This window comes from Candidatus Scalindua japonica (genome assembly GCF_002443295.1).
Taxonomy (GTDB): Bacteria; Planctomycetota; Brocadiia; order Brocadiales; family Scalinduaceae; genus Scalindua; species Scalindua japonica.
Genome location: NZ_BAOS01000014.1, coordinates 97669 through 110244, shown reverse-complemented (window position 1 = coordinate 110244; position 12576 = coordinate 97669). Strand labels below are relative to the sequence as shown.

Annotated in this window: 12 protein-coding genes; 10 read left to right on the top strand and 2 right to left on the bottom strand. The window is 36.6% G+C overall.

The features are described from left to right. Positions 1-77 precede the first annotated feature (77 nt). Positions 78-1076 (top strand): HD-GYP domain-containing protein, encoded by a 999-nt coding sequence (locus SCALIN_RS09300; RefSeq protein ID WP_096894227.1) that lies wholly within the window; start codon positions 78-80, stop codon positions 1074-1076. Positions 1077-1138: 62 nt separating this feature from the next. Here the strand turns inward: SCALIN_RS09300 and SCALIN_RS09295 are convergent, their stop codons facing one another. Continuing rightward, entirely contained in the window at positions 1139-4336 is a 3198-nt protein-coding gene (locus SCALIN_RS09295; RefSeq protein ID WP_096894226.1) for a sigma 54-interacting transcriptional regulator, read from the bottom strand. Between the two features lie 392 nt (positions 4337-4728). Here SCALIN_RS09295 and SCALIN_RS09290 point away from each other — a divergent pair, with 392 nt between their 5' ends. From SCALIN_RS09290 to SCALIN_RS09270, 5 genes are all read left to right on the top strand, one after another. Continuing rightward, positions 4729-5100 (top strand): PEGA domain-containing protein, encoded by a 372-nt coding sequence (locus SCALIN_RS09290; RefSeq protein WP_096894225.1) that lies wholly within the window; start codon positions 4729-4731, stop codon positions 5098-5100. Positions 5101-5363: 263 nt separating this feature from the next. Next, positions 5364-5936: a hypothetical protein gene (locus SCALIN_RS09285; protein ID WP_096894224.1), complete on the top strand. Its 573-nt coding sequence runs from the start codon at positions 5364-5366 to the stop codon at positions 5934-5936. After that, positions 5933-7279, top strand: a complete 1347-nt coding sequence (locus SCALIN_RS09280; RefSeq protein ID WP_096894223.1) for a trypsin-like peptidase domain-containing protein — start codon at positions 5933-5935, stop codon at positions 7277-7279. The genes SCALIN_RS09285 and SCALIN_RS09280 overlap by 4 nt, the downstream gene beginning before the upstream one ends. Further along, a complete protein-coding gene (locus SCALIN_RS09275) occupies positions 7266-7520 on the top strand; it encodes an HAD family hydrolase (RefSeq protein WP_096894222.1) in 255 nt (84 codons plus the stop codon). The genes SCALIN_RS09280 and SCALIN_RS09275 overlap by 14 nt, the downstream gene beginning before the upstream one ends. A 20-nt stretch (positions 7521-7540) precedes the next feature. Beyond that, positions 7541-8131, top strand: coding sequence for a hypothetical protein (locus SCALIN_RS09270; RefSeq protein WP_096894221.1), 591 nt, complete (start codon positions 7541-7543; stop codon positions 8129-8131). Here SCALIN_RS09270 and SCALIN_RS09265 read toward each other — a convergent pair. Beyond that, positions 8119-8466: an HU family DNA-binding protein gene (locus SCALIN_RS09265; RefSeq protein ID WP_096894220.1), complete on the bottom strand. Its 348-nt coding sequence runs from the start codon at positions 8464-8466 to the stop codon at positions 8119-8121. The two genes, SCALIN_RS09270 and SCALIN_RS09265, sit on opposite strands and share 13 nt — an antisense overlap. A gap of 196 nt (positions 8467-8662) precedes the next feature. On the opposite strand from SCALIN_RS09265, the gene holA reads away from it, so the two are divergent. The 4 genes from holA to SCALIN_RS09245 all read left to right on the top strand — a co-directional run bounded on the left by holA (position 8663) and on the right by SCALIN_RS09245 (position 12570). Beyond that, the gene (holA, locus tag SCALIN_RS09260; RefSeq protein WP_096894219.1) at positions 8663-9796 is read left to right on the top strand and encodes a DNA polymerase III subunit delta; all 1134 of its coding nucleotides are present in this window, start codon (positions 8663-8665) and stop codon (positions 9794-9796) included. Positions 9797-9952: 156 nt separating this feature from the next. Next, positions 9953-10300, top strand: a complete 348-nt coding sequence (locus tag SCALIN_RS09255; protein ID WP_096894218.1) for a TraR/DksA family transcriptional regulator — start codon at positions 9953-9955, stop codon at positions 10298-10300. Positions 10301-10487: 187 nt separating this feature from the next. Then, positions 10488-11864 carry an acetate--CoA ligase family protein gene (locus SCALIN_RS09250; protein WP_133111799.1) on the top strand — a complete coding sequence of 459 codons (1377 nt, stop codon included), beginning with the start codon at positions 10488-10490 and terminating at the stop codon, positions 11862-11864. After that, positions 11854-12570, top strand: a complete 717-nt coding sequence (locus tag SCALIN_RS09245; protein WP_096894216.1) for an acetate--CoA ligase family protein — start codon at positions 11854-11856, stop codon at positions 12568-12570. Before SCALIN_RS09250 ends, SCALIN_RS09245 begins: the two co-directional genes overlap by 11 nt. The last annotated feature ends 6 nt before the right edge of the window (positions 12571-12576 follow it).

Sequence of the window (12576 nt, the reverse complement as noted above, 5' to 3'; positions counted from 1 at the left end):
ACTTTTTGGTTTCAAGTAGAAATTTAAATTAAAAAATGAATTAATTTTTTTGCCTGGAAATCTACATTTCTTCGATAATGAATGAATATATAGCCATAACAAAAAATACTTTAATTGAAAATACAAAGATAGAGTTTGATCTTTTTTTAAGAAGTGATATCAGAGGACGCTCGCAATATATTTTATTCTGCCGTGGAAACGAGCAATTTAGCCAGCAGAGAAAAGGGGAATTATTAAACAGGAATATACAAAGGCTTTATATTTCTACAAAAGACACTGATAAATATCTCAGATATCAGGAAAAAAACCTTAAACAAATCATTGAAGACAGTAGTAAGGACTCTTTAGAAAAATCCGGAGTTCTCTATCAGGTTGCTGAGAATATTACAAAGGAGATTTTGGACGACCCAAAGTCCGGCCAAAATATCGAAAGGGCGTCTGAGTGGGTAAGTAATACAGTCCAACACATCGTGCAAGATGAAAACACATTTTACAGTTTATTTACAGTCACTTCCCAAAATTACCAGTTATATACACATTCTATTAATGTGTCGGTGATTGGCTTACTTTTTGGTAAATATCTTTCCTTAAAGCCGCATGAATTGGATTGCCTTGGTACAGGTTTGTTGTTGCATGATATAGGAATGGCAACCATCTCTCCTGATGTTATCAACAATAGCAATAAACTTACCCGAGAAGAGTTGGATGTAATAAGGAGGCATCCTAAAGCGGGACTTGAGCTTTTAGAACAGAGGGGTAATATTGATGGACTGTCATTAAAAGTAGTTATTCAACATCATGAAAATCATGATGGTACAGGGTATCCTTATGGAATTGGAGAAGGTGATATCCATTTATTTGGCAGTATATCACGAATAGTTGATGCGTATGATGCAATGACTAGCAACAAGGGTTACGCAGATGCGATGACTCCTTTTGCGGCGCTGGCAGAGATGAAAAGTAAAAAGGAAAATTTTTTTAATAAGGAATTGCTGAAAGAGTTCATATGTTTTTTAGGTCCAAAAGATTCGCATAATAAGTCTAAACTGTATAACCCCTCATCTTTAGCTGAATAATGTGAACTGAAACAGAAAACTCAACAATTTCAAAACTACAGAATACAACCGTAACTTGTGTTCTACAATAAACATATATATGTAAATGCAAAGACAGCGAATACAGATAAATAACTGGTCGTGGTCGATATTGTCAAAGCATGTTTTGTCTTTTTTGATAGAAGATAGAAAATATAAACACTTCCAAAAAAACCTGCAAAAATAAATAATAATTCAATAGCTGAGATACCCTCTATTTTTTCTGCAATTAAAACTTCATTTTCAACCCTTACCGGTTGGTATATACCGGTTAACTCCATCAGCTTTCGGAAATCCGCTTTAATTTTGTTCCAGTAAAAGGCAAGATGTCCCATAAGTGCGAGTGGAATTGCAGAGTATCCGAAGTCTATAATTCTTGCTTTCACATTGTCAAACGAGAACCCATTAGATACATAATCGAGAAAAACGATAGAACCGGACGATAGAAAAGATACAGAGATGAATATCAACGTGTAAAGTATGGTTTGATTGATTCCGATAAGGCGAGATAAAGATTGAAAGAGCTGAGACTCTATACTGAGAAGGCTCCCATACTCAACTAACAAAATCCCCAACATTGACAAACACAGTAAAGATTCAGACAATGACCTGTTGGACATGTTGCCTATATCGTTTCCGGGTACCTGGAAATTGACCTTTATAGAACCGTGACTGCAGTTTTTATAACAATTCATACATAAAACACAATCTTTACCATTCTCCAGTCCATAAGGATGTAAATACATTGGACAGCCTTTTGTTAATTGTGTTCCCAGATAACAATCGTGAGTTTCACATTGGTTCAGACAGACACTTCTATTTGCCTTCAAAGAGGTTATTGATGTAAGTGAATAAATGCCAAACAGGCCACCCAGTGGGCAAAGATACCTGCACCATGCTCTTCTTTCAAAGAGAATGCCTGAAATAATAGCTCCTGAGAGAATAAATACAATTAAGTATGCCGTTAATGTCGAAGAGTGTTGAATTGATGTGACACCTTCAAACCAGAAGATTGATATTATGAGTCCAATGGTAAAATACCTTCCGTATGAAACCATTATCTTTGGTATTTGCCGATTAAAACATATAAATCGCTTAATCAAATCACCTGTGGCAGCAAAAGGACATATTCCGCATAAAAATCTTCCGGAAACAAAAGTTATCATGTACATGCCAAATATTCCGGCTGACCAGAATAATATATTTACAGGATTTAACAGCCCGTTTTTGTGTCCCAGAAAAAGCATCAGAAGTGTAATTACAAGAAAAATAGAACTTAAAATCTGAAGGCCTGATGGATAAAGTCTGCTTTTCAGGAAACTTTTAACCGTATCAAATGAAAGAATATCATATGACCATTTTTTTTCTCCCATCGGTATACCGAAAAAAATCTGTTCTGACGTAATTACATCACCTTTTGCCAGAATTACTGCGCGCCTTAATACATTCTCAAGTTCTTTTACATTACCGGGCCAATCATAACTCATCAATCTTCCCATAGCATTGTCAGCTATACCCTTTACGTCTTTATGCAATTCACGACTGATATTTTCAATAAAATCTTTGGTAAGCATGGGAATACTGCGTTTCTGGTCTCTAAGAGCCTTTAATTGGTAATAATTTTTATTTAGTATTTTATATAGACTCTTATCAAATCTTCCTTCCTCTAAATATGAAGCGATATTTTGAGAAACAGATGAAATAATTCTCGCGTTTGAAAAAATAGTATCATTTCCGTTGACACGATTAAATTTACCTTCCTGTAGATAATTCAGTAATTTAATCTGGTTCGCCTGATTCAATCTATCAACATGATTTAAAAAAATAGTTCCTGAATCAGCCAGCTCAATAAATCCCAGACGTGTTACCAGGCTTCCTGTTTCAATATCTTTCTGAGGGGAAAAATCGTTCTGTAAATTATTTTTTGTCAGGCCATCACTGCAAATTACTTTAGTATTTTTTTCATATCCAAACAGTTCTTCTCCCCATGATGCACTGTCAATATTTCTACAATCAATCTCTACAAAAGGGCCTTTATAACGTTTGCTCTTATAATGAATAATCTTTGACATCGGCACATTACCAGTTCCATCTTCACCACCTATTAATACCGGTCCGTCACCAGAAGCCATTAAATCAACGAACGCATTTATTTTGTCAATATACTTACCCTTACCTACAAAACCCGATTTATCTGAAACGTTTCTGTCGCTTACTCCTTCTACAATCTGTATCCTCCTTTTAAGGCGTGCATGGGAGATTGCAAGGGCAATGTGATTTGCCATAATCGTCAATCCTCTTATATCATCATACGTGTACTTTCTTCTGTCTACAGTCTGTATATTAATCGCGCCTATAACGTTTTTTTTATCACCTAACGGTACAGACAATAGCGATGAAAATCGGTCCTCATGGATTTCAGTAATAAACTTCACCCTTGGGTCCGCATGGATATCTTCAAGAGCGACAGGTTCTCCATGCTCTACTACCCATCCGGTAATCCCTTCACCTTTATCCAATCGCATTCTCACATTTGTAATTACTTTTTCATCAAAGCCAACTGCAGCTTCCAGTACAAGTTCATAAGAAACCGGGTCTACGAGATAAATAGAACAGGCATCGGCTTTCATTTCTCTGTTAACTGCCTTGACAACAAAAAAGAGTGTCCTGTTAATATCTTCCGATGAATGGAATAGCCTGGTTACTCTATTAATTATTTCCAGTTTTCTCTCTTTTTCAGATTCACCTTCAATGACTTCAACTATTTTTATCTTTTCCTTTTCAAAGAAATCAAAGAAGGATTTTATCCTTTCAGAGACAATTCTACTTAAATGTATACTTAGAACAGGGTTCTTCAGAATCAGTTCCTGGATGTCATAATCGTGAAGTACGAAGAGTTCAACCTCTTCCTTTGCCTTTCTGGTTGCCAGGTATGATTCATCGGTAAGGAAAGGGATTGCACCAAAACAATCTCCTTTGTTGAGTATTGCGACGGTAATCTCTTCTCCACTGTTATCAACCAACGTTTCTACCACGGTCCCGGTATGGATGATAAACAGGCAATTACCCTTCTGTCCTCTTTCACATATAGTCTGACCTGTCCCATAATTCTGGATCTGGATTTTAGATACAATCTTCTTTAATAAATTGTTTGACAATAAGGAAAAAGGTGCGTAACCCTTAAGAAAATCTCTTTTATGTTTATAGAAACTCTTCTCTTCCGTTATTTCTCTATTTTGCATGGCAAATCAATGAATTTTGGCTTGTAAGGTGGTATAAGTTGTTTTATATTAGACGATTATGATTGTATTAGTTATGTGACTACTATACTACATTAATACATTATGAAAAAAAATAATAATATTTGTTATTATTGTATAATTAGTCAATTAATATACGCAAATATTTATAACTAAATTAAGAGAAAAGGGTTAGCTGTCTCAAACCAAAAAACAGAAAATCACTTGACGAAAACAAGTTTTAATGTATAATCCCTTGATCTAATTTGTTTTTCAGGCTAACAAAACATCTCATCGATAAGAGGTGGGTGTTTTAGCCACGTTTTCTTGTAATGAAGAGAAGATTTACTGCAATGTTGCGTGTTTTTATTTTTTAATTTTGAAAGGAGAAGGGAATGCTTAGTAAAATGAAATTTGCTTTTGTATCGCTGATAGCAGCTGGGTTAATTTTCTGCTTGAGCAATGTTAGCTCTGCTTATGATAGGGGTGGTGAGTGGCCTCCTACTCAGGGAGGAACAGTCATTGTTATGGTAACAGCAATGGGTGCGCCAATTAAAGGAGCTGAGGTAAGTGTAGGAGATAATTCTGGTACTACCGGTTATAGCGGAAACACAATTTTATCAGTTGACAATGGCTTCCATACCGTTACAGTTGCTGATCACCATGACAATACAGCTACCAAACAAGTCAGGGTTAAAGCAGGTGAAATTGTACAGGTGACATTTGAATTAGGTGCTGCAGGTCGTCCAGCTACCGGCAGTCATTGATTGAAACTTATCGTTAGTAAGAACTACTAAAGGCTTCAGGGTTTAAATTAACCCTGAAGCCTTTATTTTTTTAATCATTTCACATAAACATGTCCCCACCAAAACCATTGTTTTTTTTCTTATCGAGCGTTCTTGATTGGTTCGCTTTTATTTCCATTCTCATATATCGTCATTAAAGCTGAACTATCTGGATATTTGCCGATTAAACCGAGTGTTATATATCAGAGTTGATTTATATTTATGCGTTAGTATAATGCACTTAAATGGACAAGAAACTGGATGTGGAAACAATTGTAGATCATATACGAAATGTTAAAGATGTTACATTAAAACCCATAACTGATATAGTAGCGTTAAAAATATCAAAGGGTCCTTATGACAGTGGTCCTGAAAATAATATTACTAAAGCAGAGCAAATAACGGCAGAATATATTTCAGAAAATTACAGTACCCTTGATGAATTTCGCGAAAAGTTAACAATATTAGATGGTGGGCTTAAGGGAATTGAAACCTTTGCTGAGATGATATATCAGTCTTTTATATCCAGTGACCATCTGGATTTTGAAACAGTCAAAAACAATATAAGCAGTAAAAAAGATATTACATTAAAGACAATTACTGATCTGGTTGCATATAAAATATCAGAAAGCTCTGATGATCAGGGGATTGATCTTAATTTTATTTCAGCTCAGACTTTCGTAGCCGAATACGTTTCAAAGAACTTTAGAAACAGGGAAGCGCTTGGAAACAAGATATCAAAATTGGGCAAAGATATGAAGGGACTAAGTGCTTTTGCTGATATTATATACAATCATTTTGTTCACAATAACACATGAAGGCTATCTTTGTTCATCTGTCGGGAAGTAAAAGAGGTAAGACAGAATCCTTTACTGATTCAAAAATCAGTGTTGGAACAGGCCCTATGTGCAACCTCAATTTTGATCAATCTATAGACAAAAACACATCACCTTTTCATGCGGAAATAATTTTACAGGAGTGTGATTATGTCCTGAAGGATTTAGACAGTGCTGAAGGTACGTTTGTGAATAACAGGCAGATAAAGGAGGTTGTTATTCATGATGGTGACCTTATTGAATTTGGTAACAACGGGCCAAGAGCACGTTTCAGGATAAAAGAGGAGGTGGGAGATGTATGTAAGCCATTGAGTGAAATACTGGCGGATTCCATGGATATCGCCAGAGAACCACAGAAGGGGAGAACGCTTGTTACGGCGACGGCTTTTTTTCAGAGTCTATTGACAGAGGCGTTTACACAATCGTCAGCAAAATTTAAACTTGTTACTGTCTTTCTCTTCTTGCTCACCTTTATTGGTATTGTTACATTAATCTATAACATATTCTCCGGTCTGACAGAAACAACAAAAAGAGTAGAACTCCTTGAATTTGAGAGTGCTATAGGCGAAAAAATAATAAAAGATTTCAGTAAGGGTGTTTGTTTAATTCAGTGTTCTTTTTCTTTAGTTGATGAAAAAACGGGTAAGCCGTTAAAATCGTGGCGGGATGGGCGTCTACTGACCAATCAACTTACAGGAACCGGATTTATGATAGGTAATGGAAAGATCCTGACAAATCGTCATATTGCTGAGCCTTGGTGGCGGCAGGCGGCACATGCTATTCCTCTTGAACCAGGCTTTATACCAAAACTTGAGGTGTTCAGGGCTTTCTTTCCTGAGGTGAAAGACCCTGTTCCACTTAAAGTAGAAAAAGTTTCTGATATTGTCGATGTTGCTCTTGTAAGTTTTGACCCTGAAGGAATTGAATTACCTGAATTTGATATAGAATTAAGTGATAAGGAGGCAATAGAGGGAGAACCTGTTGTCCTGTTAGGTTATCCGGCCGGTATAAATGCTCTTTGCGCAAAAAGTGATCCGGAAATTGCACTGGAAATATCTAAAATGTCTTTTCTGGAAGCGGCCCAGGAGCTATCTAATCATGGTTTGATAAAGCCTATAGCAACTCAGGGACACATTAGCGATGTTTTAAGAAAAAGAATTATATATGATGCACAGACAACTGTTGGGGGTAGTGGTGGGCCGCTTTTTAATAATAAAGGAGAAGTGGTTGCTGTAAATTATGGGATTTTTCGTGGTTTCAGCGGTGCAAACTTTGGTGTTCCTATAAAGTATGCGCTGGAGTTAATAGAAGATGAAAAACATTAATACGCTGATTTTTGATATGGACGGAGTTGTCGTCTATGGAATGCAGTATCACATCAAATCGTGGCAAGAAGCATTGTCAACGATAGATATATCTGCTTCTGATCTGGATATTTACCTTATGGAAGGTATAACTGACAGGGAAACGATGAAAATGTTTGCAAGGAAAAGCAATGTATCAATTTCAGATGAAACAACTGATAAGATAGTAAAGCTTAAATATAAAATATTTAATTCTGGCTAAGCCAGGTTGGGGGTTTATTGATGAAAAAATTCAAGTATTTGTGTTTTATGTTGTTTCTTAATGTTGTCATATTGTTTCCTGCGACATCGGATGCATCACAAGTGGATTTTGGCTGGAGTGTTCCCGAATATTTTAAGTTCAATGAGAGTTCTGAAAACGAGAAAAAATATTTGATATGGGTATACTCAATACGTAATACTATTGATCAGAAGATTTTGATACCTGTATCAACTATATTGTCAACTGACACAGATAAATTTTATGAAGCAAAATATATACCAAAAATTGCAGAACAAGTTTCCGAAGATGGAGAGAAGTATTTAAGTCCGGACAAGATGAAAGGGGAATACGATCCGGGAGTTACCAGGATGGGTATTGCAGTATTTGAAGACATTGATCCATATGCGCAGAAAATAAATATTTTTATGACAGGATTGTCACATTTTTTCTTTTGGAGATGGCGATTGTCTGATTATTCCTACAAAATTACTTATAAAAGATCAGGGAGTAAATGGATACTTGAAGAACATGGTTTTTCAAAAGACAATTCACACAGAAATCATGTTGATAAATTTAAGGGAGCGCAGCCGGATATTAATTACTGGCCCTGAGTAGTAACATCGTTGCCGGAGTCTGTTGGTACCTTCTGAGCGAAACTCTCTTTCTTTTGGACCTTCTCTTTTAGAAGTCTTCCTGATTTGAACCTTACAACTCTTTTTGGAGGTACATCTACGGTTGTGCCGGTTTTGGGGTTTCTTCCAATTCTGGACCCTCTTTCGACTGTAGTAAGAATACCAAAGTCCCTGAATTCTAATCGATTGCCTTTTACAAGTTCTTCGGTACATAATTCTAGGAAAAGTTGAATTGTTTGTTTAGTAACTATTTGCGGACTTCCTAATTTTTGAGAGATAGCCTCTGCTAGTTCTCTTTTTGTTATTGTGGTCATATTCCATTACTCCAAAACAATTATAATTCTCAAAAACCGTATTTGACTATAAATCTGGGTATCAAATTGCAGCTAATTATACACATAAGTTTAATTATGTCAATATCTTTGAGAAAAAAAGCTGATTTTTTAATTGAATATTTTGACAATACATTTACCATAATGTTTCAGAATATAAACTTTTTAGAATATTGCTATGAAATTTACCGATTTTATACACAAGTATAATAAAACAAGTAACTTACCTGTTTATCTAATAAGTGGAAACGAGTATTTCCAAAAAAAACAGGCTTTGTCCGGGATCAAAAGACGATTTTTTATGGATGGAGGAGTCAAAGAAGGTTTGATCGAATTTAATGGTAAAGACACGGGCAGTAATTTTACCGTCAATCAGTCCCAGGGTGGTGCTGCACAAAACGTTAAAATTTCTACTTTGTTTAATGATATTATCGATGAAGCAAAAACTGCTCCTATGTTTGGAAAGCATAAGCTGTTAATAGTTGAGAATGCTGACAACCTCCTGGTTAAATATCAGGAAAGAATTTCTGAATACATTAAAAATCCTTTTAGAATTAACTGCCTGGTTTTAGAAGTTTTGTCAATAGATAAAAGAACGAGAATAGCGAAAGCTATGAACAGCAAACAAGGTATTCTCATTGAATGTGGCCAACTGTTTGACAGACCTGCGCCATGGGAAACAAAGAAACCGGAGTATGACAGTGAATTAACGAAATGGATTGTTATGCATGCCGGGAATTATGATAAAACTATGAACCTGAAATCTGCATTTTGCCTCATGGAAAGGACAGGAAACAGCCTTGCAATTATTGATAGGCAACTGGATGCATTATCAATTTTTGTCGGTGACAGGAAGGAAATTTCCATAGAAGATATTAAAATGTTCTCGGGGGTTGGCCATAGAGAGAAACTTTTCAACCTGCTTGATGCTATTGGTATGAAAAACAGTATCTCCGCTGTAAAAATGGCAGAAAATATTTTTAATATTGGTATGGAGAACGAGCGTAAAACTATCACGTTTGATCCAAAATCAATTGCGATTACTATCGTAATTTCAGCACATAAAAGAATGAAAGATTTATGGAAAATTATCAGGGTCCTTGACAAGGGTGGAAATAAAAATGATGTTTTAGAAAAAACTACTGTAAATCGGCCATTTGTTGATAAAATGATAAAGCAGGCTCGGAATTTTAAAGAGGAGGAAATGCCTGAAAAATGGAAGTATATGCTTGAAGCCGACTTGTTATGTAAAACCAGCCGTCTATCACCAACTCTCATAGTAGATCAATTGATAGCCAGGTTATGTATGTAGCTTCTTTAAATAGGTAACAATTAATTCCGAACTTTGATATAATATTTGTGAGGAAAGAGAATCAGTGTGAAAGAGAAGTAGATATCATTAATATATATTTTCAGCATCTAACTGCAAAATATATTCTCAGAAAAAGATAACGAGTGGGAGGTTAACATGAAGAAATATGATCAGATTCGCAGGAAACTTATTGATAGGCGCGATGAAATAAAGGGTCGCTTGAACAAGGTAGATCAAGATATACTGCATACTAATGGCGCGCCGGATCCCGATTCCGGAGAGCAGGCATTGGAGCGCGAGAATGATGATGTATTGGAAGCTCTAGGCGGCCTTGCACGTTCAGAATTAGAAAAAATAGATGCGGCACTTGAGCGCATTGAACGAAATGAATATGGGATTTGTACATTATGTAAAAAGAATATCTCCCCGGAAAGGCTCAAAGCAATCCCTTTTGCAGACCGCTGTATTGATTGTGCGGACAAGGATGTTGATGATATGGATTGATAACGATTTATTATGTTTTTCTCCTTTTGCGGGTTACGGGTAAGATGAGGAAAAGGCTATGGGTTAAAGGAGGCATGGTTTCTTTTTGTCTGCTGTAACTCATCGCTTTAACCTTTAGATGCTCTGACATTTAGAGAGATATGGAGTGCTCAGGGTACACGATAAAGAGAGCGGAAGCGTTTACAAAATGAGTTTAGATAAGTTTTTCAATCCTCAGTCTATAGCGATAATTGGAGCGACAGAGAATGAACTGAATATCACATCCGCAATTTTTAATAACCTATTTGAAATGGGTTACAAAGGGACGATTGTCCCTGTAAATCCTCATTACGAAAAAGTGTTTGGTCTCAAGTGTTGTCCTTCAATTCTTGATTATGAAGATAACATAGATCTTTCAATAATTACAATCTCTTCCGAACATATTCCTGAAATTCTCAGCCAGCATATAGAGAGAAAAATTAATAATGTGGTGATTATAAGTGGTGGATTTGCTGAGACAGGAAAGAGAGGGATAGTTCTCGAAGCCGAAATAAAAAAAATTTGCAGGGAAAATAATATTCGAATAATTGGCCCTAACTGCTTGGGTGTTCTGAACAATTACTCAAATTTCAGTACATTCTTTCTTCCCTGGTCAAAGATAAAACGTCCTTCAAGAGGGCATCTGAGCATTTTGTCTCAAAGTGGATCATATGCTGCTTCCATGCTGGATATGTTATATCTTGAAGGTATTGGAGTATCTAAATTTGTAAGTTACGGCAACCGTGTTGACGTTGGAGAATCAGAGTTGATCGAGTATTTAACCGGAGATGACTCTACGCGTGTAATAGGGATCTATATGGAATCTGTTGATGATGGAAGAAGGTTTATCCGTGCATCCAGGCTCTGCTCCTGCTATAAGCATATAGTTGTATTGAAGGTCGGTAGACAAGAATCGGGGATTAACGCGGCAAGGTCTCACACTGGAGCTATTGCCGGTAGGTATGAAATTTACAAAGCTGCATTTAGAAAATCAGGAGTTCTGGAGGTTTACAATCTTGAAGAGTTTCTTGACGCTTGTAAAGTGCTCCTGATGCAAAAACCGGCAAGGGGAAATAAGATTCTAGTAATAACCAATGGAGGAGGATTTGGAGTCGCAGTTTCAGATATGTGTAGTGATACGGGACTGAATCTTGCGCAAACTCCTCCCGGGATCAGAGAGTATCTTTCTGAACATTTTCCAGAGTTTTTCATCTTTAATAATCCAATTGACCTTACCGGGAGTGCCGGCGATAAAGACTTCGGGATTGCGTTGAAAACAGCATTCGTAGACAATGATTTTTATGATGCCGCGATAATAATCCCGTTAATGCCTCCACCTGCCATGACGGAAGGTGTGGTTGATGTTATTTCAGAAAGAGCAAAGGAATCAGGAAAACCAGTTGTCGTTTGTACAATTAAAAGCGTCTATACTAAGAAAACCAAAGAAAAATTTGAATCAAAAAATATCCCCGTATTCATGTCACCTGAAAGGGCGGTGAAAGCTATGAATGTTCTGGTAGAGAGAGGAAAAATGGATGGTTGTTGAAACTTCAAAAAACCGTGAAGTGGAAAAGATTGTAGATAAGATCGTGGCTTCTGGCAGAATAGCCGCACTTCCTGATGAATCTCTGGCGATGGTTGAGTTGTATGGGATTGATGTGCCTGATTACGCCTTAGTTAAAACTGTTGAAGATGCGGTGGCAGTATCTAAGGAAATCGGATTTCCTCTTGTTTTGAAGATCGCTTCACAAGACGCACAGCATAAGAGTGATGTTGGAGGTGTGTTTATTGATCTAAAAAATGTAGAGGAAGTGGAGATGAATTATTATAAGGCTATAGATAATCTGAAAAAAAACGTGCCAGATGCCGAGGTAGAGGGGGTTTTCTTACAAAAACAGATACCTGAGGCAACTCAACTAATCGTAGGCGGCATTTGTGATGAACAGTTTGGTCCGGCAGTAATGTTTGGTCTGGGAGGAGTGTTTGTAGAACTCTATAAAGATGTATCCTTCAGGATTGCACCGGTAACTGAAGCTGAAGCACTTGAGATGATAAATGGGATTAAAGCGTATCCTGTTCTGTCGGGCTATAGAGGTGCCAGGAAAATTGATATAGGACAAGTGGCTAAAACAATTATTAGTATTTCTGAGTTAGTAACAAACTGTAGTATTATAAAGGAAGTGGAACTTAACCCGTTATTTGCTTATGAAAAATCCGTTAAAGCTGTTGATGCAAGGGTTATCTTGAAATAGAAAGCT